Raw genomic sequence first — 24,418 nt, forward strand, 5'->3', positions numbered from 1 at the left:
CAACAAGGGGTTTTGGATAAGGATTCCAAAAACCAAACAAAAAGCTCATCCTCAAGTAATTTAAAGGTCAAAACTCTACTATTTGAGCTAATCCTTGTAATGGAAGCAATGCTGATTTTGACTGGACTTTGATTCAAAATGGATCTTATCATGTCAGTCGGCAAGGAGGAGAGACAGTCCTTCGAAGACAAACCGAGAGGGTGCTTGATATATATCGACTTAGACGAATAGAAAATGATTTTTAAAACTAAAAAAGCCGACCTCAATAAGTGAGGACGGCTTTCGTTTTAATCTAGTTCTTAGATTTAAGTTTTAACGTTTATTCAAAGTTAACACCTATATCTCCTTGTGCCACAATGGTTGCTAGTTCGGTAGCGCTCAAGTGCACATTGACATATCCATCTACTGTAAGTATCTGGGCATAGGTGTAAGATGCTTCTCCATCCATCATGCCTTGTCTGGTATCGCTGATGCTCACTCCAGTAGCACCATTGACAGGATTGAAGGTGTACAAAATACCTCCACCTACAGCAGCACTGTTTTCATGGATATGTGCTGGGTGACTGCCATCAACAGGCGTTCCAACCAAAGTAATGGTTGCCAAGGCAAAGCCATTGATTCTTTCTTGGAAGGTAATCTCTCCAGAAATCCCCGCCACTGCTACCGCTGCAAGTGGGTAAGTCTGAGACACACCTGTCAGCTCGTTGGACCCAATATCACCTTGGGCTACGATAGTGGCTAGCGCTTCTGCACTAAGGTGAACATTGACATAGCCATCTACCTCTAGGATTTCATCATAAGTATAACCTTCTTCGCCATCCATCATGCCTGCACGCGTATCGGTCATACTCATACCTGTAGTGCCGTTTACTGGATTGAAAGTAAATAGAATTCCACCACCAATTGCTGCAGAGTTAGCATGGATGTGTGCAGGATGCACGCCACCATCAGGTGTACCAGTCAAGCTGATCGTAGCCAACGCAAAGCCATTTCTTCTTTCTTCAAAGATAATCTCTCCAGAAATCCCATCTACATCTGCCTCATTGAGGGTATAGGTCTTGGTTTCACCAGTCAGTTCATTGGAGCCAATATCTCCTTGGGCTACGATGGTACCCAGATCATCGGCACTCAAATGCACATTGATATATCCATCAAAATCCAATAACTGATTGTAAGTCAATGAAGAGCCATCATCTTGTCTGGAAATGATGGTTTCGCTGATGCCAGTCGTGCCGTTGACAGGTGTTAGGGAAACTGCAATACCTCCTCCTGTGGCTGCGGAATTAAAATGAATATGTGCAGGATGCTGACCTCCATCAGGAGTACCTGATAGTGTGATCGTTAGTTTGGTGCTACCTGTGGAGGTTTCTTCTAGTACGGCTGTGCCACTGATTCCAGGAACTGCCACTTCATCAAGGTCATAGGATTTAGACTGACCTGTCAATACTTCATCTGGATCTAATGCAGGCATGTCATCCTCCGTACAGGCTACAAAAATCAAGGCGGACATTAAGAGTAATGCACCTTGCTTGATTCGATTAATGATTAAACTATTTTTCATAATATATTTAGTTGGTTTGTAAAACTAACAGCACAAAAAGTTTATTGTTTGCGCTAATCGGAAAGAGGTACGAAGCAGATTGGCCATTTGGATTGATTAGGTCAAAAATTAAAATATGATTATACACAATGACACTAGGATGTAATTATAGCACAAAGAATTTTTTTTATTCAAAAACAACTCAGGACATTGCTGATAAATTTCTCGTCTTCTTCATATAAATTTGAGATGAATATGAAAGCGATCAAAATATTTTCAATTGTTGGAATGATATGGGGCTTGACGGCCTGTGGAATTATGGGAGGATTTAATGAAGAAGGGCTAAAAGGGCGCTATGAGGGCACTTTTCAGCGAACCATAGATGGTAATTCAGAAGGTGAGGCTGAGGTTTGGATCGTCTTGGAAGGCGGCAATTTCAATGGTAGCAGCGAGCAACGCAACTTTCCAGCCATCTGTGCTGGCAGCTACAGCATCAGCCGAAGCACGATCAAGTTTTCAAATACCTGCTTTTTTACCGCTGATTTTGACTGGACTTTGATTTTGGCTGGTGACTTCAGGGTAGAGCGCTCTGGTGAGGAATTGATTCTCAGCAAAAGTGATGGGGTGACGGTGGATCGGTATAGGCTGGTGAGGAAGGATTGAAGGAGGGGAAGGGAAATTAGTTATTAGGTTGATTGGGTTAATTAAGGAAAAGGGAGATGTTTTTTAGGAACCATCCCAAGCAGGAGGGAATCACAAAGAACTCGAAGGAACACGAAGACCTCTAAGGTTTAATTTTGTGGGCTTTGGGTTTCTTGGTGAGTTTTGTGTCGCTTCTTTTTAGGTCCTTGCCTAAGTGGAGGAAATCACGAAGCAGGCTCAAAGTAGATATACAGATTCATTTTTTTAATAATGGATTTTATTCGCTAATTTTCGAACTAGTTTAAATTTCAAAAAACTCTTTTGCCGTTGATTTTGCTTCTTCGGTTTGACCCACAGCTATGAAAGTTTCTGCAGAGCAGCCATTTGAGATCGTATATTCTCTTTTTAGTCATGAGTTCCTTGGGCTCCTATTTGAATCTTTTGTGATTCAATTGGATGAAAAGGGCAGACTTTCGCTGGCCAATCAGAATATTTCCTCTGTCAATGCCAAGGAATTTGCAGCTGGACTGGACGAAACCGATTATCAGCTGATCAAAATGATGGATGAAATGCAGCAAGATGCCATCACCAAAAAGCTGAACACCAAAAAACTCAAAGCCAAGGAATACCTCCGTAAAATCTACGATCCCAAAACTGGAAATAAAGCTGCTCAGGAAATGTTGGAGCTCAAACTTGAGGGTTTGAGGTCAAAAATCCTTCCCAAACTCAAGGGCAAGCGACTTTTTGAAATGGCCAATGATGGCAATCCTATCTGGAAGGAAATCTGCGTAATGCCAGAGCCTGCCACCGTACTTTTTCACTTTAGGAGGAATGAAGAAAACACCCATTACTTCCCCACCCTCAAATACCGAGGAGAGAAACTGGAATGGCAGTATAAAAACGCCTATTTGGTCTGTCATGAGCCTGCTTGGCTGGTGGCTGATGGTGCATTATACCATTTTGCCAAGGGTGTAGATGGAAAAAAACTCAGCCCTTTTCTCAACAAGAAATTTATCGTCATTCCCAAAAAGGTAGAGCAGCAATATTATGAGAAGTTTGTCACCCAGCTAGTAGCTTCCTTTGATGTCTACGCCAAAGGCTTTGAGATCAAGGTAGAGCGCAATATTCCCGAACCTGTTCTCAGCCTGAGTGATTTGCCTGGCAGCCCTTCTATAGATCTATTTGGGAATAAGGAGGGAGATGGTGATGAGGATAAGATTGTCTTTGACCTGAAATTTCAATATGGAAATTATGCTTTCCGCTCAGATGACACTGCTCCCAATAATGTCAAACTGGAGCAAAATGGCGACGATTATACTTTCTACAAAGTAGTCCGTGATGGCGTCAGAGAAAAGTCCTACGGCGATTACCTCAAGGATCTCGGACTTCCTGTCAGGTCTTCGCGTTTTGCGCTAGAAAAGTCCAAGGCCTTTGGCTGGATCAACTCCAATAGAGAAAAGCTGGAAGAACAGGGCATCCGCATACAGCAAGCTACCAATGGGAAGGGTAAAAAGTACTTTATAGGGCATGCAGAAATCTCCGTGGAAGTCACTGAAAATATTGATTGGTTTGATGTAAACGCCCTGATCAAGTTTGGCTCCTACAAGATCCCTTTTGCCAAAATCCGAAAATTGCTTCTTCAGGGCAAGTCTGAGTTTGAGCTACCCAACGGAGAGATTGCGGTGATTCCTGATTCTTGGTTTGTGAATTATACGGAGATTTTTGCTTTTCTAGAGGACAATGAAAAGATCCAGGAAGAAGCATTGATGCTGAAGAAGCACCATATTGCTTTGGCACAGGAGTTACAATCCAACAACTTGGTACAACTCACCATGAGTCGCAAGCTGGAGAAGCTACGAGATTTTTCACAAATTGAAGACTTTGACTTGCCAAGTACTTTCCATGGAGAGCTTCGTCCTTATCAAAAAGCTGGTTACAATTGGTTGAGATTTTTGAATGAATACAGGTTTGGAGGTTGCTTGGCCGATGATATGGGTCTGGGTAAAACCGTGCAGACGCTGGCACTATTGGCTCACGAAAAAGAAGTGAACCCTGGAGCAACTTCCCTATTGGTCATGCCAACCTCCCTGATCTATAACTGGGAGTTGGAGGCAAGGAAGTTTACTCCTGGCTTGAAAGTCCTGGTGTATACAGGGACACAAAGAATCAAGGACAATACACGCTTTGCAAAATATGACTTGGTCTTGACTTCCTATGGAATCACCCGACTAGATGTGGATATCTTCAAAGGCTTTTATTTCAACTATGTGATTCTCGATGAATCTCAAGCTATCAAGAATCCGGGTAGTATCATTGCCAAAGCTGTCAATGAGCTCAATTGTCGTCATAAATTGATCCTGACGGGTACGCCTGTGGAAAACGGCACCATGGATCTATGGTCTCAGATGAACTTTATCAACACTGGGCTGCTGGGCAATCAGAACATGTTTAAGAAGCAATTTTTGCTTCCTATAGAAAAGAAAAATGACATGGATAAGGCGGCAAAGCTGCATGCCATGATCAAGCCCTTTATCATGCGTAGGTTGAAAACTCAAGTAGCTACAGACCTACCAGAAAAAGTGATCAACGTGAAGTATTCTTCGATGACGGAATCACAAGAGAAGGCCTACGAGGAAATTAAGAGTTATTACAGAGAGAAGATCGTCAGTGAGCTTTCTGTACCAGGGCTGAAAAATCAGCAGTTTACCCTACTGAGAGGCTTGACTCAGCTGAGACAAATCGCCAACCACCCTAGGCTGACCAATAAGGATTATGTAGGGGATTCTGGGAAGCTAGAGGATGTGATTCACATGCTTCACGAGACTGCGAGTGAGGGGCACAAGGTGCTGGTGTTTAGCCAATTTGTGAGGCATTTGGGAATTGTGCGGGAATTTCTCGATCAAGAAGGAATCAAGTATGCTTACCTTGACGGTTCTACCAAAGACAGACAAGCCCAGGTAAAGTCCTTCCAGGAGGACGAATCTGTTAAAATTTTCTTGATCTCCTTGAAGGCTGGAGGTGTCGGCTTGAACTTGACCAAAGCTGAGTATGTATTCCTGCTTGACCCATGGTGGAACCCCGCAGTGGAAGCGCAAGCTATAGATCGAGCACATAGAATAGGTCAAGAAAATAAAGTGATCATCTATAAGTTTATCACCCGCAACAGTGTAGAAGAAAAAATCATGGCTTTGCAAGAACGAAAAATGGCGCTAGCAGGAGAACTGATCAGCACTGAGGAAAGCTTTATGAAGAGCCTCAACAAGGAAGATATCGAGGCCTTGTTGGCCTAGTTTGATTGTGGATAAGTTTGCCAAAATATACCATTATTTCAATCTCTTATCCTTAGACGTGGTCTTGGGCGCCCTAGCAGGCATGTACTTTTTTGCCCATTTGCTTGGCGTCAAATTGAATCAGGAAGTTTACTTGTTGCTAGCATTGACGGTGTGGATTATCTACACTTTGGATCATCTGATGGATGCCAAGAAAGCCAAGGGAGGCCCAAGTTCATTGAGACATGCTTTTCATTTACAGCATAAAAGAGGCATTCAATCATTCCTGATTTTAGCTTTTGTGTTTGTAGTTATCCTGCTCTTTTGGAAAAAAGAACTACATTTCTTGATTAAGCCAGGTTTGATCTTAGCTTTCAGTTTGGCACTTGTGTTGGGTTTGGTCATTATGTTGAAAAAGCGTCTGGCATTCTTGAAAGAATTTTTGATTGCTACCTTTTATGTGTTGGGAATAGCGCTGGCTCCATTTGTCTATGTGGATAAGTTGATACCTGTAGAAACCTACTACATAGCTGGTTTTTACTTTCTTATCGCCTATATCAATTTGCTGGTTCTATCCCAAATGGATAGGGCTATAGATCAAAAAGATGGGTATGGGTCAGTAAGCATGTGGCTCAATGAAAAAATGCTCAGCCGTATGATTCTTTTATTGATTGGTGTTGCTTTACTGTATGGATTGATGCTATTAGTTTTCTTCCGTTCCTATTTTCACATTTACACTGGGATCTTGCTGATGATACTATTTATCCATTTGGAATCTTTTTTAAAGTCCAGCAGCAATGAATTGAGCAAAAGGAGGGTGATGGAGTTGAGTTTTGTATTGCCCTTTTTGCTTGTACTTTTCTTGTAACATTTGAGATATTCACTATATTTATAAGTATAGATTGACCTTACAAACATGAAACAACTCTTTCTAATTTTAGGAATATGTATCCTAATCCATTGCCAAGCTGTGGCACAAACTTACTTCGAGGGATATATTTTATACAAGTATGAATACTTCTCTATAGACGGTAAAAATATCAGTAAACAAATGCATGATTTGCACCCTAGTGAACAGCATTACTACATCAATCAAGGGAATTATGTCGCATATGATCAGGACCAAAACCTGATGCAACTGTATAATGCTGAGGGCAATCAATACTTTTTTAAAAGGGGAGATGGAGTTTACAAGTTGGATGCAGGTGATGTGTCTTACAAGGGGTCTGGTTATTCCCTTTTCGAAAAGCAACAAAAAGTTCTTAAATACGCTTGTAAATCCGTTGAAAAGGAAGGGAATTTAACCTATTATTCAGATTTGATTCGAGTTGACCCAATGATGTTTTCCAATCATAATCTTGGTGACTGGAATGCTTATTTGAGTGTGACAGGAGGGGCATTAGGCATCAAGTCTGTAATTTTTCATGAGGACTATTATGTTGAAATGACTGCAACTAAGATTGAGCCTAAGAAGTTGGACCAAGCCCAGTTTGATATTGAAAAAATCTTAGGAATCAACTAAACTATGACGAGTACTAAGTCAGTATACAAGCAATTTAAAGTCCTCAAAACGTTCTATAGTTTTTTTGCTCCAGCAAGCCTTACTTTGACTGTGGTTTGTTGGGCTGTCATTTATTTCTCGGGCCTTGCTGCATTTGGACTGCTTTTTTGGCTGAAGGTACTGACTTTAGGTTTGATCTATTTTTTCGTAAATGAAGACATTAGTAGACATTTTTATTATTTCCAAAATCTTGGTTATAGTAGAAAGCAATTGTGGGCTTGGAGCCTAGGTTTTGACTTTGGGCTTTTTATCATTGGCTATTTGATCATACTATGGATAGGATAAATCACGTCTTAGAAGTAGATGGCGTATTGCTCAATTACGGAACAAATAGGGTATTACAAAACATTTACTTGAAATGTCAAACAGGAAAGGTAACTGGACTACTTGGTAGAAATGGTTGTGGCAAATCTTCGCTTATGAGGATCATGTTTGGAGAGCCTATTGCTGTGGATAAGTCAGTAAGAATTGATGGGATGAGCCTCTTGGGTGATTATAGGCATCCTAATGACATGAGATATCTCCCACAACAGAAATTTATCCCCAATAAACTATCCCTTGATCGGGTATTAGCAGACTTTGAGTTGGAAAAATCTGAGTTGATTGCCTACTTTCCTGAGTTTGGGAATTTCCCAAATTTGACAATCGACCAGCTATCGGGAGGCTGGCAGCGGATTTTAGAGGTTTACCTTATCTTAAAGTCTAAAAGTAAGTTTGTCTTATTGGACGAGCCTTTTACGCATATTATGCCACTCCATGTAGAGACAATCAAAGATTTGATCCTACTAGAAAAACCCAATAAGGGTATTTTGATCTCTGACCATTTGTATCAACACATCATGGATATCTCTGACCAAGTCTACATGATCAATAATGGTAGGTCATTCCCTATCAAAAGTGTCGAAGAACTTCATGATCAAGGCTACATTAGGGCGTACTGAAAAACGCCAAATAGAGCATAAATTCATAAAATTTTCAAGAATACCTCAATTAACAAGTATTATCTTTTTAAGCAGGCGAAACCTTAATCAACGATCTAGCTTGATTTCCGAGCTCCTTAAAATTTCAAAACTTGAAATTTTAAGGCTAGCCTCAGGCATACCATCCCTGCCTGGCGACTTGACAGGTTCTTCATTGGGCTCATTCGAAGTATCAGCATACATCTTCATTCGCCCGCTTTGAACCTGGCATACCTGAGACTTTTTCAGCAAGCCCTGTATTAGGTTGGGATAGGATTATTGTCAACCTCCAAGCTCCTCAATATTGCCTATTCTTTACAATCAAACCTTGAATAATTGTGTCAAAGTAAGCTCCATTTCCTGGCCCAAACCAATTCATGGCACTGACTTCATGATAGTCATAATCATAATATTCATCTGGAGTAATGTATCCTATATATGAGCCATTAAATGTTGTGACCATCAAATTTAATCCGTGACTTTTTGCCAAAGCTTCCCAACCTGCCATCCATACACCTGATATTTCTCCACTACTACTGATCAATAGTGTATTCCCAATCAAGACCAGATCAAAATGGGGATTGATCTCTCCAAATGCAAAGTTGAACAAGGCTGGCTTCAATTTTATATTTTTCCCAAGGCGATATTGAGGATTACGCAATTCAATTGGAAACAATGTAAATGACAGGCGATTCGAATTGACTAAAGTCAATCTTTTTACATGCTTCAAAGATTGTAGATAAAGTGCATTGGCGTAAGCCTGCGTGTCTTCAGGTTGATTTCCGGGTCTATTTGGTCCATGACTACCAACAGTACCAGCAGCAAACAATGCAAAATCATAGATCTGACTTTCTAGGTTTTGCATCAAATAATGTGGATAATCCCCCGAAAGCCCCATAAAATTCCTAGCCAATGTGGTGGGATGCGCACTGTAAGTTAGAAAGGTACCTCTTCTTCCATCCTTTTTCTGAAAAATCAATTGTCGCACATAAGGATCTACAGGATCTTCTCTGACAAATCTATTGTAAACAAGCGTATCAGTCTCTGCAACCTGAAAGTTGATAAAGGCCGTGTCTTGATCTGCCAAGGCCATCTGTAAACCTTTCAGAGTTTGCTCGGTCAAAAAATCCACAATTGCCTGATCAAACCCTCCGAAAGCAACTTTGCCCATCAAACCTGGAATATATCCTCCAATTCCACTATGCGTGTGGGTAGCTGTGAAATACAAGTTATCCACAGGAAGCTTTGATTGATTGACAGCCTCTCTGATACTTGTAGCCAAATAGGGGTGGATGATCAAAAGTTCGTAATTGAGGAAAGCGATATTCTGTTCCCCATTACCTACTATCAGTGACCTTATGTAGCTACTGTCTTGTACAAATTCATATTTACCCCTAGGGGCATAACCGACCAAAGAAGCTGCTTGTTTAGGAGTAGCATTGACTTTGGACCAGCCAACAAGCCAAGTGTTTCCCTCGCTGATGGTAGGGGTCAGACTATGCAGTTTTGCGAGCGTATTGCTATAGAATTCCTGATGCTCAATAGGACTTCTGTCTATGCTATCTGTCAAGTTAATTGCCAGGAGCAAAACGATGAATATCGCTATAAAAACACCTGAAACAGCTTTATGGAATTTTAACATAGACTTATCCACATCTTCATTTCAGTAGCTCTCATTCATATTCATAAGTCCCGTGTGCACCTTGCACGGTTACTTTTTTACCTTCATGAGGAGTGACCCTACCTATGATTTTTGCTTCAACGCCATAACCCTCAGCGATATCGATGATCTCTTCGGCATAGCGCTCTTCTAGATAGATTTCCATTCGATGTCCCATGTTGAACACCTTATACATTTCCTTCCAATCAGTCCCGCTTTCTTCTTGGATGATTTTGAATAGGGGTGGTGTTTCAAAAAGATTATCCTTGATCACATGTACGTTATCCACAAAATGAAGCACTTTGGTCTGTGCTCCTCCACTACAATGTACGATTCCGTGAATCTGCGGTCTCAGGTACTTGAGTACATCAACCATGATCGGTGCATAAGTCCTGGTTGGTGAAAGCACTAGTTTGCCGATATCCACAGCAGTGCCTGGCGCAGCATCCGTAAGGTTATATTTACCTGAATACACCAAGTCATCTGGTACTGCTGGGTCAAAGCTTTCAGGATATTTTGTTTTCAAGACTTTAGAAAACACATCATGACGGGCAGAAGTAAGGCCATTGCTGCCCATTCCGCCGTTGTACTCAGACTCATAAGTCGCTTGACCATACGATGAAAGCCCTACGATGACATCTCCGCCACGAATCTTATCATTGGAAATCACTTCGTCCCTACGCATTCTACAAGTGACTGTACTGTCTACGATGATGGTTCTTACCAAATCACCCACATCGGCTGTTTCACCACCAGTAAGTACTACATTTACACCATTATCTCTGAGCATTTGGAGCACTTCTTCTGTGCCATTGATAATGGCGGATATCACTTCCCCGGGTACAAGGTTTTTATTTCTACCGATAGTTGATGAGACGAGGATATTATTGATCGCCCCAACACATAGAAGGTCATCTGTATTCATGATGATGGCATCTTGAGCAATGCCTTTCCATACGCTCAGATCGCCTGTTTCTTTCCAATACATGTATGCAAGAGCGGATTTAGTACCGGCTCCATCAGCATGCATGATGTTACAGAATTCGGGATCATTTCCTAGAGTATCTTCTACGATTTTACAGAAAGCTTTCGGATAAAGGCCTTTATCAAGCTTGGAAATAGCTTGGTGTACATCTTCTTTGGAGGCTGAAACACCACGCTGCATATACCTTTCGTTCATTGGGGCTAATGGGGTTGGTTATATGGAAGACAAAGGTAAGGAATATCAAGGGGAAAGGAAGGATATTTTTGATCAGAAGGACACAAATGGATTATAAAGTCTAATTTTACAGGATGATTACAGAGATTGATTTTGAATTACTTGACAAAGAACTCGCTCAAGCCAAAAAGAAAGCTACTGCCTTATCCTTAGTGCGCTTGCTTTTATTTTTTCTGATTTTGGCCATTACGATTGTAGGATTGAGTGAAATCAGGCTTTTGTTGTTGAGCTTGCCTTTTGCCCTGATTTTTTTTGTGTATCTGATCATTCAATTCAATCGACAAAAAGACAAGGAAGCCTTTATCAAGCAATTGATGCAAATGGCTGTTGAGTCTGAAAAAAGAAAGCATCGTGAACTGAAAATGTTCCGTTCAGGAGATCGGTACCTTGACAAGAACCATCCTTTTGCTAATGACCTGGATCTATTTGGGGAGCATTCCCTTTTTCAAGTACTCAACCATACGGTCAATCAAGCAGGTGAGTCTCTGTTGGTCACCTGGATGAAGAGCCCCATCAATGCTGTAAATGCCAAGTCACGATTTACCGCTATCAGAGAATTGAGTCAAAAGCCTGTATTTCTGAAATCATTTGAGGCATTGGGGCGAGCCTTTATCGGTAAGGAAAAATCAAAGAAGGATTTCTACCAATGGTTGGAGAAGCCGCAAATGTGGAAAACTTGGCAATTTCTCCCCATGCTTCTCGGGCCGATTGGAGGATTAGGGGTACTCGTGGGGACTTTATTTTTCGGGTTGCCTTACGGTTGGATTGGTATTTGGATCCTTTTGGGAATGATTTTTTTAGGCTTTGTTTTTCAATCGCTCCAGGAAGCGGCCCTAGTCATGCCCAATGAGGGTGATGTCAAGACATTCGGACTTTGGTCAGCTATTTTGGTCAAGGAAAAGTTTGAAGATGATTATCTCAAACAGCTACAGCACGACTTCAAAAATCAAGAGGTAGCAGCACCAGAGGTATTGAAATCTTTGGAGCAAAAGACCTTTATGATCCAAAACAGGTTTAATCTGGTGTATTTGATTTTCAACCTCCTGTTTTGGACAGACTTTTTTCTATGGTGGAGGTTGCTTGTTTGGAAAAACAAAAATGCCCAATACCTTCAATCTTGGGAAAATTCCTTTACAACATGGCAGGTTTTAGTTTCCTTGGGTGCTTTTACTGCCGAAGAGTCTTTGACCCAAACTGTGGATTGGACAAAAGAGGACATGATAGAGGTGAAAGACATCAAGCACCCCTTACTTCATCCTGCCAAAGCTGTGGGCAATGACTTCAGCATGGACGCTAGCAATCAAGTAGTCCTCTTGACGGGAGCTAATATGTCAGGGAAAACTACTTTTATGCGCACCTTGGGAATCAACATGGTCATGGTAAACTTGGGCTTGAGTCCATGTGCTACTGCTTTTCGCTGTGGTCATTTTCAGCTTTTCACCAGTATGCGTAATAGTGATAATCTGGGTGAGAGTGTAAGTTCATTCTATGCAGAATTGGCTAGGATCAAATTGCTTTTGGATACGGCTGCGGAAGGCATCAAGGTCTTTTTCCTATTGGATGAAATCTTAAAAGGCACCAATACAGAAGATCGTATTTTGGGATCAGAAGCCCTGATCAAACAGCTCGCAGCCTCAGGCGGCAAGGGGATTATTTCAACCCATGACATTGAATTGAGTGCTTTGGAGAATAAGCTTAATTATTTGAAAAACAGAAGTTTCCACTCTGAAATCACGGATCAAGAAATTCACTTTGACTATAAGATCAAAGCAGGTCCTTGTCCTAGCTTCAATGCTCACAAGTTGATGGAATTGATGGGGATCAAGTTCAACTGAGCTAAAGGTCTTGGCATAGTAGTTGTTTAATCAGAAGTAAATCAATTATTTACTTAAACCAACTAACTATGAATTCTTTATTGTATCTGATCGCACTGATATTAATTATTGGTTGGGTCTTCGGTTTCTTTGTTTATAGTATTGGTGGCTTGATTCATATTTTATTAGTATTGGCCATCATTTCGGTATTGCTGAGGTTAATCGGCGGTCGTTCTGTATAGATAGGCATCATTGAAATTTATGATACTGAGCCCCAAGCGGGGCTTTTTTTATAAAGGGTGTCATGCCTGTACTTTTTTGCTTATTTTTGAGCATCCAAAGCTTATCGAAGTGCAAGAAAACTATCAGCAAAAAACCTTAGGAATTTTAGGAGGAGGGCAATTGGGCCGCATGGTTATCCAGTCCGCTATCAATTACAATATCGATATCCATATTTTAGACCCAGATGCCAATGCGCCTTGCAGGGCTATTGCCCATCAGTTTACCCAAGGGGCGCTGACTGATTTCGATACGGTATATGCTTTTGGTCAGGCTTGTGATGTCATCACCATAGAGATCGAAAATGTCAATACCGAGGCCTTACAAAAATTAGCAGAAGAAGGAAAGGAAGTTTTTCCTCAACCGCACTTGATCAAGCTCATACAAGACAAAAGAGAACAAAAGCAATTTTATAAGGAAAAGGGAATACCTACCGCAGAATTTATCCTGACTGCCAATAAGCAAGAAGTATTGGACAATGCGGATTTTTTGCCTGCTGTGAATAAGCTTGGCAAAGAGGGCTATGATGGACGAGGTGTACAGCTGTTGAGAACCGCGGCAGATTTGGACAAAGCCTTTGAAGCTCCAGGTTTACTTGAGAAATTGATTGATTTTGAAAAAGAGCTCGCTGTAATCGTAGCGAGAAACAAAAGAGGGGAACTGATTGCTTACCCAGCCGTAGAGTGCGCCTTTCACCCAACTGCCAATTTGGTAGAGTTTCTTTTTGCGCCAGCGGCGGTGAGCACGGAGATTGAGGCAAAGGCCAAGGAAGTCGCTTTAAATGTCATCGAATCCTTGGATTTGGTAGGTATTTTGGCTGTAGAATTATTTGTGACCAAATCTGAAGAGATTTTGGTCAACGAGATTGCACCAAGGCCACACAACTCAGGCCATCATACCATCGAGGCAAATTTCACTTCACAGTTTGAGCAACACCTGAGAGCAGTGATGAATATGCCTTTGGGCAATCCAGAGCTACGCTGTCCAGCTGCCATGGTGAATCTTTTGGGAGAGGATGGTTTTATAGGTGATGCCATAGTAGAAGGGTTGGATGAAGCGATGGCAGAAAAGGGCGTATATGTACACCTATATGGAAAGAAAATCACCAAGCCTTTTAGAAAAATGGGGCATGTCACGCTACTAGATGAAGAGCTTGGTCAATTGAAGCGCCGAGCAATAGAAATCAAGGAAAAAATCAAGATAAAAGCATAATCATGAGTAAGCAAGTAGGAATCATCATGGGCAGCAAGTCAGACCTGCCGATCATGTCAGAAGCAGCAAAAGCACTAGAAGAATTAGGAGTTGGCTATGAATTGACCGTAGTATCTGCACATAGAACACCACATCGGATGATTGAATATGCTGAAAATGCAAGACAAAGGGGGATCAAGGTCATCATAGCCGGTGCTGGCGGTGCTGCACACTTGCCTGGGATGGTTGCTTCTTTGACTTCCTTACCAGTAATAGGTGTCCCTATCTTATCAAGCAATTCTATCGACGGATGGGATAGTATCTTATCTATTTTACAAATGCCTGGCGGTATTCCAGTAGCTACAGTAGCGCTCAATGGAGCGAAAAACGCAGGGATTCTTGCTGCTTCCATCGTAGGAGCATTTGATGCCAAAGTAGCCGAAAGCTTAGACAACTTCAAAAAAGACCTCAAGCAAAAAGTGGAAGATTCAGCCAGAGAAATCGAATTGAAGGGCTGGAAAGAAGGGCTGGATGATTAATATCCGAAATTAGACCAGTAATCAATTTAGAGAAGAGTTTAAGGTAAACTGATATTTATAGATATTAGATATTTATTGATATTGGCGATAAATCAAAGGTTTATTCTAGAATCTTTTCTGTTAAGAAATCGGATGATCACATTAAGATATACAATTATCCGCAATTAGACCAATTTAAAAAAAGGGTTTGAGAATTTTACTGATATTGATTTAAAGCGCTCAGGAGTTGAACTTTAGGGCAAAAAAACACATAGTCAGATCTAGATATGATGGACTTGAATAGAATTATTAAATTCAAACTAGGCAAAGAAGATTGGGAAATGCCACTTGGTGTACTCTTACTACTTGGTGCCATTAGTCTTTTGATGATTTTGGGTGGGCTTTATTTGGGTTTCAAGTTTGGCGAAAGTGTACAACCTTAATCCAAAAACAAACCCCAGCCATCGTCGTAACGCTCTGCGCCATCAAAACCTTTGACCCATTCTCTAAAGAGTTCTTTAAATTCCCCAATGGCATCTCTCAACAGTTGAAGGTGTTCCTCAGCATGTGTCCCTTCTAGTGCCAGTTGATAAGTCATGCTTTGTAAACTTTTAGCATGAACTTTCATGATCACAGCATTTTCCATTTTGATGATATAATCATCTACGCCATGTGCCCCAGAAAATTTAGCTGGCAGTAATCCTGCACTTTCAAGCATCAACCCACCATAGAGTTCTTTTCTAGCTTCATCTAAGGAGCCAACCAAAGCATGGGTCAAGTCAAAAATTTCCATGCCCTTAAGCTTCAATGGATGACTGTTGAGCTCCTCTTTCCTCCTTTGGAATTCTGCCATATCATCTTCATCGAAGTCATTGTCGTCAAAATCGTCCCACATGGTAAAAAGGTTTTTATTAAAAATAGAATAGAAAGTAACCCTGAGCCAATCTTGCTCAGGGTATGATTTTTTTAATTAGAAAGGCAATACATCTTCACCATCCTCACTTGAGAAAGAGGTTACATCTGGCATCGCTGCCGCGGTATTGCTAGGCTGAGCTGGGGCAGCCGTGGTTCCTTGCTTATCTACTTTCCAAGCTTTTACGTCGGTGTACCATCTACCATTGTACTCTCTGCTTTCAATTTCAATCCCTGCGGTGACATCATCACCTACATTCATATTGAATTGATCAATTTTATCTCCCCATACGGTAAGGGCTACTTTTTTAGGATAATTGCCACCTGTTTCTAAGATATAATCCCGCTTTCTCCAGGTGCCATTTCTTCCATTCCCTTTTTGTTCAGCCAATACCTGAACAATTTTTCCACTGATTTCCATATTGCTATTTTAATTGATTGCTGTCGAAAAACGAAGGTAATAAAATCAATGCAAAATCCCCATTGGAAACCTTTTCCAGTATTTTGTTTTGGTTGATTAATGTTTATTGGTGATTGGTTAATTTGAGTATCCGCAATTATACCACTAGCCAATTTAAATAAGGACCTAGATAAATCCGATACTAATAGATATTGGATATTCATTGATATTGGCTAGAAATCATAGGTTTGTTCCATTATTTAGGTTCTACTGGTAAGTAAGCGGATAATCATGTTATTTAATAAGTTATAAGTGATTTAATATGGGATAATCATATTTTCTAAAAAAACGCAGTCATCTTAAACTTTAGCAAATTTTATTTCACTTTTGGAAGCCAAAACTGTAATTATCGATAGTGGCATAGTCTTTTATCAAGACAAATTGTTAGAAAAAAATTCTTTTATCTATTGCATGATTGTTATTGAATCTATACATTTGGTTTCGTTCGTATTTTTCTTTCAACATAAACATATACTATGGCATAAACCTCTACGTTATTCAAAAGTCAAATCAGTATGAGTAAAAGGATTGGTCCTAAAGACAGTGAGCTAATAGCACAATACAGAGCTGGTAGTGAAGCTGCGTTTGAAGTGTTGGTAGAAAAATATCAGTCAAGAGTTTTTACCACCATTTATCTGATTGTCAAAGATCAAGGGGTTGCTGAGGATTTGTTGCAGGATGTATTTGTCAAAGTAGTCCAAACATTAAATTCTGACCGCTACAACGAAGAGGGAAAGTTTCAGCCATGGTTGATGCGTATCGCGCACAATCTTGCCATTGATTATTTTAGAAAAAGTAAACGCTATCCAACCATCGTCATGGAGGATGGTGAGAATGTTTTCAATACATTGAGGTTTGCGGAAAACAATGTGGAAGACCAAAAAATCCAAGAAGACACCATAGAGATGGTTCGACGGTTGATTGATGAATTGCCTGAATCTCAGAAGCAGGTGTTGATCATGCGACATTATATGGATCTAAGTTTTCAGGAAATTGCAGAGCAAACAGGTGTAAGTATCAATACAGCCCTTGGCCGTATGCGATATGCCTTGATCAATCTGAGAAAAAAAATGAAACAAGTAAACATAGCCTATGATAAAACAATTTACCCCAAATGACTTGGTTAGATACATCTACCAAGAAATGAACGAGGGAGAGAGTGAACTTCTAATGCAGGCCTTGCACCTAGACGAGTCTTTGATGCAAGAATATTTGGAGATGCTGAGCACAATAGAGAAGTTAGATCAAATCACGCTCCAGCCTTCGGAAAAAGTAGTAAAGGCCATTTTTAAAAAAGCCAAATCTACGGGACTCGAAAGAGTATGAAAAATTCAAAAAAGGTGGGCCTGAGCGGATTCTCAGGCCTTTGCTTTTTTATGGCACATGTACCAACAAAAACTCCGCTGTCTGTGCAATCATCTCTCGGTATATGGACTCAGGAAATCCATGCTGTGCACCTTGGACGTATCTTTTAGTAAACGGGACATTGCGAACAGTCAACTTTTCTTCCAGCAAATAGCTCTGCTGAATTGGAACCACATTGTCAGCTGTCCCATGAAAAAAAGCTGTAGGGACGCTACTACTTCTTATATGACTGGTAGGGCTTGAAGCAGCATAACCTTGAGGATTAGAACTAGGGCTTCCACCAATCAATGCCTCAATTAGTGCTGTGGTGATGAAATTGAATCCATGAAAAGTAGGAAAGTCTGTTGGGGGAAAAAAAGCAACAGCAGCTTTGACTGCACGGTCAGGGTTATTTTTGTAAGCATGCAATAATGCCAAATGGCCTCCTGCACTTCCACCAGCCAGCACGATATCATCGGAGACATCCCATGCACTCAGCCTTGATTTGATATAATTGATAGCGGCTTGTACATCTTCTTCTTGGTTAGGAAAGCGATTGCTCCCTGTGGTAATGTTATAAAGACGGTAGTTTAAAGAGACGAAGGCATAATCCTCCAACTCCGCTTCGAGCCAAGGTTTGAATCTACTAAACTCCGACTTGTCTCCATCTGTCCATGCACCGCCATGAACCCATACAAATACCTTGGTGCTATTGGTGGAACGATTGGCAGGCAAATAGACATCCATCACTTGACGCGGGTGATTCCCATAGTCATCGTCTATGATTTCTACAGCTACCGATGGATCAAGGTTGAGGGGTGCTTCTTCTGGATCTGCGCATGAAAAAAATAAAATTACTGTGAGTAAAAAACTTCCTTTTATCGTATTCCTAATCAAACTTTTTGTCATGGTGATCTAAACTTTACTATACTTTCAAAAACGATTCATGCTGACTGATGTTGTAAATTAAATCATTGCCAGCAAGAGAAATCAGCATTAAGATATTATTTTTATCAATCAAAATGGAAACAAAATGCTAAAAAAAGAAAGATATAAAACATTTATCGATCACTTTGAAACCAATATGCCAGTCGCTGAAACCGAACTGGAATATGACAATCCATTTCAGCTATTAGTGGCAGTCGTGCTCAGCGCCCAGTGTACAGATAAGCGGGTCAATATCGTCACCAAAAAGCTTTTTGAACATTTTCCGAGTCCCGAACATTTGGCAACTTCTAATTTTGACGAGCTATTCCCTTATATCAGAAGCATCTCCTACCCCAACAACAAGACGAAGCACTTGCTAGGTCTAGGGAAAATGTTGGTGGAGGACTTTGGTAGTGAGGTTCCATCTACCGTAGATGAGCTGATCAAACTACCAGGTGTGGGTCGAAAAACAGCCAATGTGATCACATCCGTGGTGTGGAATCAGCCTAATATGGCAGTGGATACGCATGTTTTCAGGGTTTCCAAACGTCTTGGCCTAGTCCCTCAAAATGCCAAAACGCCCCTAGAAGTAGAAAAACAATTGGTCAAAAATATTCCTGATAAGTACATTCACAAAGCGCATCACTGGCTGATATTGCATGGGCGGTACATTTGCTTAGCCAGAAAACCCAAATGCGAGCTCTGCAATATCACACATTTTTGTAGATACTATGAAAAGGCAAACAAAGTAAAGGCTGTCATGGCAAAAACCGATAAGGATTAAGCTATGTGTGGCATTTCCCTCCTGATTGACAATAGTCCCCAGGCAGAGTATAAAATCCATCAAATGATGGCGGCCAACCGCCATCGTGGACCCGATCATACTGAATGCAGTCAAGTTAGTGAGAAAGTTTGGATTGCTGGGAATCGACTGAAAATTCTGGATCTTAGCGATGCTTCCAATCAACCCTTTTGGGATGAAAGTAAGCGCTACGTGTTGGTGTGGAATGGGGCATTGTACAATTATCAAGATCTCAGAAACAAACTGCTAGATATCGGGTATACATTCAAAACCAATTCAGATTCTGAGGTATTCTTGCTTTGGCTGAAGGAACATGGTGTATCAGGCATCAAATCACTCAAAGGGATGTTTTCCTTTGTTTTTGTAAACCTAGATTTAGAGGAAATTATCATTGCGAGAGATCCATCTGGTGAGAAGCCGCTATATTACCACCAAAAAGATGATCAGTGGGTCTTTTCCTCTGAAGCTCGCGGTGTGAAAGCTGGCTTGGATCAAAGACCGAATATTGATGGCGCTCAGTTTCTGCCTTATTTTTACTCCAGACATACTTTTCCTGATCGAAGTTTTTATCAAGGCATTCAGCAATTCCTTCCTGGACGCGGATTAAAATTGGATTTACAAGGAAAGTGCCTAGTAGAGTTTACATGGGAACATGAAGTAGCAAAAAAGGAAGCATTTTCTCAGCAACTATTTGAATCTAAACTCAAGGATGCCGTCCTAAAAAACTTTCATAGCGAGCGCAATGTAGGCGTGATTTTGAGTGGTGGAGCAGACAGCAGCCTTTTGTATCAATTGTGGCTGGAAGAAACTGGACAGCCCATGCCAACCTTTACCGCTACATTTGAGAAGGCTTTCCAGAAAAAATATCGAGATCCCATATATGCCAGAAAGTTGACCAGTAATTATGAAGGCTTTCACCATGAAGTACATATCAGTCTCGATAAGATCAAAGCAAACTGGGATGAATACATCGAGTCATTGGATCAACCCGTGGGAGATAGTGCTAGTTTGCTGACTTGGATAATTGGCAAAGAAGCTAAGTCTGATGTACAAGTCTTGATCTCTGGGGCAGGCGCTGACGAGCTTTTGGGAGGTTATCAGCGACATAGCGCTTTCAAATTCTACTTAAATAATAAAACCCTGCTGCTCAAGCTGAAACCATATATTCAATGGCTTCCGCTACCGAGAAGGGTCCGCAAATTCTTGGCTAGTATCAAAGCAGATCCAAAACATACATTTCTGAATTTTGCATCCTTGAGACCAGTTCCTGAAGAAACTGCACAGCAATTTTTGAATTGGTATCCCTCTGTGACAGATGTATACAGCGCTGCACTTGATTTTGACAGGAAATACTATTTGGTCAATGATATCCTCAAAGTTCATGACAATGCCTGCATGGCACATGGTATAGAAGGTCGAACTCCCTATATGGATTTTGACCTGATCGCTTGGATCAAGAGTTTTTCAGAAGCTGAACATTTAAAAATCTGTGGAAAGCAACCGATCAAATCAGCCCTTATATACAGGGGAATGGATAAGATTGCCAAGCGAAAGAAACTTGGGTTTGGACTTCCCTTGGAGGAGTGGTTTGCTAGGGATAAAGCATTTCAAAACTGGATAAATCCCGAAATCAAAGCCATGTACTATAAATGGGGGCGACATTTTCCCATGGAAATGCAAGCGCTATGTAAGGCTCCAGAAAAAGCCTCAAAAGATCAATTTCTATTGATCTGGAATATGTTTATCTTGGCATCATGGCTGAGGATCCATGCCTGATAGTCTTTTGGACTTATCCATCAGTTTGGGGAAATTCATTATTTCAAGATTAATCGATTTGCAAAAATGAAAATCATCTACATCCATCAATATTTTCTAACACCAGAAGAAGGCGGGGCGGTTCGCTCTTACCACCTTGCAAAGGGCATGGTCGCTGCCGGAATAGCTGTGGATATGATCACTGCTCACAATAAGGACTATTACGACCTCAGGATTATCGATGGTGTTAGGGTGCATTATTTACCGGTCAGTTATAAGCAAGAATGGGGGTTTGCGAAGCGATCTTTGTCATTTCTGAAATTTGTTGCGCAAGCCAAAAAATTGATCAAAAAACTTCCTAGACCTGATTACTTGTATGTGAGTTCCACCCCTCTGACCACTGGCTTACTTGGGCTGTGGGCTAAGCGAAAGTTTGCCATTCCATACTTCTTCGAGATACGTGATTTATGGCCAGATGCCCCTATAGAAGTAGGAGCCATTCGCAACCCTATTTTCAAAAAATTGCTTTACCAATTTGAAAAAAGAATCTACACACATTCGCTTAAGTGTATTGCCCTTTCACCTGGCATAGCGAATGCGGTAAGAGCTAGAACCAATACCCCCATAGCCATTGTCCCCAATTTTTCTGATACAGCGTTTTTCCAGCCTACATCGGAGAAAGATTCCTTACTTTTAGAGCAACTAGGATTAAAAGATCAATTGACAATTCTGTATGCTGGAGCCATCGGGCAGGTCAATGCTGTAGGCGAGCTCCTTGACCTTGCTAAACTAGCACTTGAAGAAAGGAGGCCATATCAGTTTTTGGTTGTGGGCAAAGGTAGCCATCAACGAGCTTTATTAGAGAAAGCCGCAGATTTGGGATTAAAAAACTTCAGGTTCTTTGACTTCGGCAATAAGGAAAAGGTCAGAATGCTCTTGGACATCTCAGACATGGCATTCATTTCTTTTGAGCATTTGCCTGTACTGAAGACCAACTCTCCAAATAAGTTCTTTGATGCGCTTGCTGCCGGCAAGGCTATTTTAGTCAATCACAAAGGTTGGGTATATGATTTGACAAAAAAGTACCAACTTGGCATCTTTCATCACAGCAAGTCTCCTGAGAAAACATTGGCAAAGATTGATCAAATGCTGGCAGAAAATACGCTTCCCTTGTACCAACGAAATGCCAGAAAATTAGCTGAGGAGCATTTCACCAAAGAAATGGCCATCAAAAGATTACTGTCTGCTATTGATGCGAATCAATTCGGAAATGAAATTACTGACGAGGTTTATATCCTGAGCGCCTGAAAATCTTCTCTGCATCCCTTTCGGCCATAAGTTGATCGAGTTCGAGTTCGTTATTGAATCTATAATCATCCACAATATTCCAACCCAACCATCTTCCAAGTCTACCTGGTGCATCAGGGCTGATTTCATCTGTAGATGGGGCTTCTCCTGTATATTTTCTGATCTCAAAGGGGTTTGTAACAAATAATAGGTCGTTCTCTATAAAATGTGACCAAATCAAAGCTTCATTCGCATAACTTGCTGCTATCTCATCTGTGGTATACCCAATGATATACTCATCGGAGATACAAGGCAACATTGCTTTTGTAAAATGATAAGCTTTTCCATAGAAAATCATCTCTGCTAAAAGCGTATTCTGTGTAAGGTCCACTTGATTGTATCGAGAAGAGATGGCTGTCACGATCATGGGCACGATAAAATCCCTTTCGTAGCGATCTGCCATGTATTGTGGCAGGTCAGGTGGCTGAAAACGATGGGTTTTGGGTAGGTAATAGTCCAAGCCGATCACAATCAAATCTTCTGTAATGAAGAGATCGTTTCCAAATCCAGAAAGGTAAGTGTAAACTTTGGGTACTTTAAATTCAGGAAAATAATACTTGATGTAGGCGAAAGCATCTCGTAACTGTTGCTCAATAGCTTCGAAATCAGAAAATTCTTGCTTTACCTCTTGATAAAGTTCTTGCATCAAGGAGTCCTGGTTGATTTCCAACAAGGCTTTTGCTAATTCAGCTTTGGAATCATACAATTCTACTTGGAGGTATTTATCCGTAAAATCAGGATATGCTTCCAATAGGTAATTGATCTCCTCGATTTCATAGGCATTATAAAATCTGTCTTCTAGCCTTTCCAAGTCAAAATCAATAGGCACAGCTAAAATTTTCTTGTCCAAGCGACATTCCTCCTCTTGATTTTTGCAGGCCAATGTCAAGGTCAGCATCATCAGTAATATCCCTTGTCGATAATTAAATAGAATTTTCATGCTCAAATGATTTGAGTTCAAATCTAGTAGAATCTATTTTGAATCTTGGGAAGAAAGCTAAAATTTCTGAGCGAGGATAAATTTCCCAAATGCTTCATATATAATTATTCTTATAATAATTGGATTGTTAAAAACTGGCAAAGCTTAAATTTCTTGAACTTGAATTAATATTTCGTTTACATAAAAAATATGTTCATTTATGTTTATGTTTATTACAGACACTTTTTTATATATTATCGAATATATTTCGCAACATTAATTAATATCAAAGGGTTTGAAACTGTGTACTTTTATTTAACTAAACCAACAAAAATTATGAAAAAGCACAGTAGATTAAATTGGGATTTCAAAAGCACCGCTTTAGCGCTTGCGCTCGGCTTTGGTTTGGTGGCATGTAGTGATGATGATGATCAGCCACCAATTGTAGAAAGTAATACCATTGTAGACGTTGCCAGTGATAACACACAATTTTCAACTCTTGTGGCAGCTGTAGATCAGGCAGGCTTAGTTGCTACTTTATCTAGTGATGGCCCATTTACAGTATTTGCACCTACCAACGACGCATTTGGTGAGTTTTTGTCTGACAATAATCTTTCAGCAGAACAACTTCTTGGCGATCCTAATCTTGAATTGATCCTGACCTATCATGTAGTAGGTTCATCCGTAAGTTCTTCAGAAGTCTCTCCTGGAAGAGTGAATACGGTAGCTGATTTTCCATTTTTTGTAAGCGAAAGTCCTAATGGTACACTTTGGATAAATGGATCAGCCCGAATTATAAATACTGATATTCAAGCCTCAAATGGTATCATTCACGTGCTAGATTATGTCATTACGCCTCCGACACAAAATATCGCAGAAATCGCAACTAGTCTTGCTGAGGGAGAAGAGCCAGAATTTACACAATTGGTAGCAGCTTTGGTGAGAGCAGATTTGGTAGATGCATTTATAGGTGGCTTTGATGACGATTTAACCGTATTTGCTCCAACCGATGCAGCATTTGAAGCACTTTATGAAGCTTTAGATGTGAATGGAGTTGATGAAATTGAGCTGGAGTTACTAACAAATGTACTTTTATATCATGTTGTTCCAGCGAGAGCTTTCTCACAAGATTTAAGAGAGGGTGCATCTTTGCCTACGCTATTAGAAGGACAGAATTTGACGGTTGATTTGGCTAATTTAAGAATTAATGAGTCAGGTCTTGTACCTTCACTATTGAACGTACATGCCACAAATGGTGTGATTCACGTGATTGACAGTGTATTGTTACCAGAATAAGGAA

Annotated in this window: 25 protein-coding genes; 17 read left to right on the top strand and 8 right to left on the bottom strand. The window is 40.6% G+C overall.

The features are described from left to right. Window positions 1–319: 319 nt before the first annotated feature. A complete protein-coding gene (locus BW935_RS02255; protein WP_076498238.1) occupies window positions 320–1,561 on the bottom strand; it encodes a CHRD domain-containing protein in 1,242 nt (413 codons plus the stop codon). 234 nt (window positions 1,562–1,795) lie between these two features. On the opposite strand from BW935_RS02255, the gene BW935_RS02260 reads away from it, so the two are divergent. The 6 genes from BW935_RS02260 to BW935_RS02285 all read left to right on the top strand — a co-directional run bounded on the left by BW935_RS02260 (window position 1,796) and on the right by BW935_RS02285 (window position 7,953). Further along, window positions 1,796–2,203 (top strand): hypothetical protein, encoded by a 408-nt coding sequence (locus BW935_RS02260; RefSeq protein WP_076498241.1) that lies wholly within the window; start codon window positions 1,796–1,798, stop codon window positions 2,201–2,203. Window positions 2,204–2,541: 338 nt separating this feature from the next. Then, window positions 2,542–5,472 carry a DEAD/DEAH box helicase gene (locus BW935_RS02265; protein ID WP_076498243.1) on the top strand — a complete coding sequence of 977 codons (2,931 nt, stop codon included), beginning with the start codon at window positions 2,542–2,544 and terminating at the stop codon, window positions 5,470–5,472. A gap of 7 nt (window positions 5,473–5,479) precedes the next feature. Next, window positions 5,480–6,319: a UbiA prenyltransferase family protein gene (locus BW935_RS02270; RefSeq protein ID WP_139325479.1), complete on the top strand. Its 840-nt coding sequence runs from the start codon at window positions 5,480–5,482 to the stop codon at window positions 6,317–6,319. Between the two features lie 48 nt (window positions 6,320–6,367). Further along, window positions 6,368–6,973 carry a hypothetical protein gene (locus BW935_RS02275; protein WP_139325480.1) on the top strand — a complete coding sequence of 202 codons (606 nt, stop codon included), beginning with the start codon at window positions 6,368–6,370 and terminating at the stop codon, window positions 6,971–6,973. Between the two features lie 3 nt (window positions 6,974–6,976). Beyond that, window positions 6,977–7,297, top strand: a complete 321-nt coding sequence (locus BW935_RS02280; protein WP_076498247.1) for a hypothetical protein — start codon at window positions 6,977–6,979, stop codon at window positions 7,295–7,297. Continuing rightward, window positions 7,285–7,953, top strand: coding sequence for an ATP-binding cassette domain-containing protein (locus BW935_RS02285; RefSeq protein ID WP_076498249.1), 669 nt, complete (start codon window positions 7,285–7,287; stop codon window positions 7,951–7,953). The genes BW935_RS02280 and BW935_RS02285 overlap by 13 nt, the downstream gene beginning before the upstream one ends. A gap of 87 nt (window positions 7,954–8,040) precedes the next feature. Here the strand turns inward: BW935_RS02285 and BW935_RS18290 are convergent, their stop codons facing one another. The 3 genes from BW935_RS18290 to BW935_RS02295 form a co-directional block, all read right to left on the bottom strand. Then, the gene (locus tag BW935_RS18290; protein WP_175606629.1) at window positions 8,041–8,181 is read right to left on the bottom strand and encodes a hypothetical protein; all 141 of its coding nucleotides are present in this window, start codon (window positions 8,179–8,181) and stop codon (window positions 8,041–8,043) included. An 88-nt stretch (window positions 8,182–8,269) separates the two neighbouring features. Further along, window positions 8,270–9,613: a neutral/alkaline non-lysosomal ceramidase N-terminal domain-containing protein gene (locus BW935_RS02290; RefSeq protein WP_076498252.1), complete on the bottom strand. Its 1,344-nt coding sequence runs from the start codon at window positions 9,611–9,613 to the stop codon at window positions 8,270–8,272. Window positions 9,614–9,644: 31 nt separating this feature from the next. Continuing rightward, window positions 9,645–10,811 (bottom strand): AIR synthase related protein, encoded by a 1,167-nt coding sequence (locus tag BW935_RS02295; RefSeq protein WP_076498254.1) that lies wholly within the window; start codon window positions 10,809–10,811, stop codon window positions 9,645–9,647. Between the two features lie 113 nt (window positions 10,812–10,924). Here BW935_RS02295 and BW935_RS02300 point away from each other — a divergent pair, with 113 nt between their 5' ends. The 5 genes from BW935_RS02300 (at window position 10,925) to BW935_RS18295 (ending at window position 15,095) form a co-directional block, all read left to right on the top strand. Beyond that, window positions 10,925–12,685 carry a MutS-related protein gene (locus tag BW935_RS02300; RefSeq protein WP_076498255.1) on the top strand — a complete coding sequence of 587 codons (1,761 nt, stop codon included), beginning with the start codon at window positions 10,925–10,927 and terminating at the stop codon, window positions 12,683–12,685. A 68-nt stretch (window positions 12,686–12,753) separates the two neighbouring features. Beyond that, entirely contained in the window at window positions 12,754–12,906 is a 153-nt protein-coding gene (locus tag BW935_RS18150) for a lmo0937 family membrane protein (protein ID WP_139325481.1), read from the top strand. Between the two features lie 109 nt (window positions 12,907–13,015). Continuing rightward, window positions 13,016–14,155 carry a 5-(carboxyamino)imidazole ribonucleotide synthase gene (locus tag BW935_RS02305; protein WP_076498798.1) on the top strand — a complete coding sequence of 380 codons (1,140 nt, stop codon included), beginning with the start codon at window positions 13,016–13,018 and terminating at the stop codon, window positions 14,153–14,155. A gap of 2 nt (window positions 14,156–14,157) precedes the next feature. After that, entirely contained in the window at window positions 14,158–14,673 is a 516-nt protein-coding gene (gene purE / locus BW935_RS02310) for a 5-(carboxyamino)imidazole ribonucleotide mutase (RefSeq protein WP_076498257.1), read from the top strand. 266 nt (window positions 14,674–14,939) lie between these two features. Further along, window positions 14,940–15,095, top strand: coding sequence for a hypothetical protein (locus BW935_RS18295; RefSeq protein WP_175606626.1), 156 nt, complete (start codon window positions 14,940–14,942; stop codon window positions 15,093–15,095). On the opposite strand, the gene BW935_RS02315 is transcribed toward BW935_RS18295, so the two are convergent. Both BW935_RS02315 and BW935_RS02320 read right to left on the bottom strand, forming a co-directional pair. Continuing rightward, window positions 15,092–15,547 (bottom strand): hypothetical protein, encoded by a 456-nt coding sequence (locus tag BW935_RS02315; protein WP_076498258.1) that lies wholly within the window; start codon window positions 15,545–15,547, stop codon window positions 15,092–15,094. The two genes, BW935_RS18295 and BW935_RS02315, sit on opposite strands and share 4 nt — an antisense overlap. 75 nt (window positions 15,548–15,622) lie before the next feature. Further along, window positions 15,623–15,985 (bottom strand): DUF3127 domain-containing protein, encoded by a 363-nt coding sequence (locus BW935_RS02320; RefSeq protein ID WP_076498260.1) that lies wholly within the window; start codon window positions 15,983–15,985, stop codon window positions 15,623–15,625. A gap of 554 nt (window positions 15,986–16,539) precedes the next feature. Here BW935_RS02320 and BW935_RS02325 point away from each other — a divergent pair. Together BW935_RS02325 and BW935_RS02330 are read left to right on the top strand one after the other, a co-directional pair. After that, window positions 16,540–17,142 carry an RNA polymerase sigma factor gene (locus tag BW935_RS02325; protein ID WP_076498261.1) on the top strand — a complete coding sequence of 201 codons (603 nt, stop codon included), beginning with the start codon at window positions 16,540–16,542 and terminating at the stop codon, window positions 17,140–17,142. Beyond that, complete coding sequence (locus BW935_RS02330) at window positions 17,117–17,350, top strand: hypothetical protein (RefSeq protein ID WP_076498263.1); 234 nt, start codon at window positions 17,117–17,119, stop codon at window positions 17,348–17,350. The genes BW935_RS02325 and BW935_RS02330 overlap by 26 nt, the downstream gene beginning before the upstream one ends. Before the next feature lie 48 nt (window positions 17,351–17,398). Here BW935_RS02330 and BW935_RS02335 read toward each other — a convergent pair whose 3' ends face one another. Further along, window positions 17,399–18,277, bottom strand: coding sequence for an alpha/beta hydrolase (locus tag BW935_RS02335; RefSeq protein WP_084565774.1), 879 nt, complete (start codon window positions 18,275–18,277; stop codon window positions 17,399–17,401). Between the two features lie 124 nt (window positions 18,278–18,401). Between BW935_RS02335 and nth the strand changes: the two genes are divergently transcribed. From nth to BW935_RS02350, 3 genes are all read left to right on the top strand, one after another. Further along, on the top strand, window positions 18,402–19,079 hold the full coding sequence (nth, locus tag BW935_RS02340) for an endonuclease III (protein ID WP_076498264.1): 678 nt from the start codon (window positions 18,402–18,404) through the stop codon (window positions 19,077–19,079). A gap of 3 nt (window positions 19,080–19,082) precedes the next feature. Continuing rightward, window positions 19,083–20,873 (top strand): asparagine synthase (glutamine-hydrolyzing), encoded by a 1,791-nt coding sequence (gene asnB, locus BW935_RS02345; RefSeq protein ID WP_076498266.1) that lies wholly within the window; start codon window positions 19,083–19,085, stop codon window positions 20,871–20,873. A 66-nt stretch (window positions 20,874–20,939) separates the two neighbouring features. Beyond that, complete coding sequence (locus BW935_RS02350; RefSeq protein WP_076498267.1) at window positions 20,940–22,160, top strand: glycosyltransferase family 4 protein; 1,221 nt, start codon at window positions 20,940–20,942, stop codon at window positions 22,158–22,160. Here BW935_RS02350 and gldB read toward each other — a convergent pair. Next, window positions 22,129–23,139: a gliding motility lipoprotein GldB gene (gldB, locus tag BW935_RS02355; RefSeq protein WP_076498269.1), complete on the bottom strand. Its 1,011-nt coding sequence runs from the start codon at window positions 23,137–23,139 to the stop codon at window positions 22,129–22,131. The genes BW935_RS02350 and gldB overlap by 32 nt on opposite strands. A gap of 315 nt (window positions 23,140–23,454) precedes the next feature. Here gldB and BW935_RS02360 point away from each other — a divergent pair, with 315 nt between their 5' ends. Beyond that, window positions 23,455–24,414 (top strand): fasciclin domain-containing protein, encoded by a 960-nt coding sequence (locus BW935_RS02360; RefSeq protein WP_076498271.1) that lies wholly within the window; start codon window positions 23,455–23,457, stop codon window positions 24,412–24,414. Window positions 24,415–24,418 lie beyond the last annotated feature (4 nt).

Source organism: Belliella pelovolcani, from assembly GCF_900156785.1.
In the GTDB taxonomy this organism is placed as follows: Bacteria; Bacteroidota; Bacteroidia; order Cytophagales; family Cyclobacteriaceae; genus Belliella; species Belliella pelovolcani.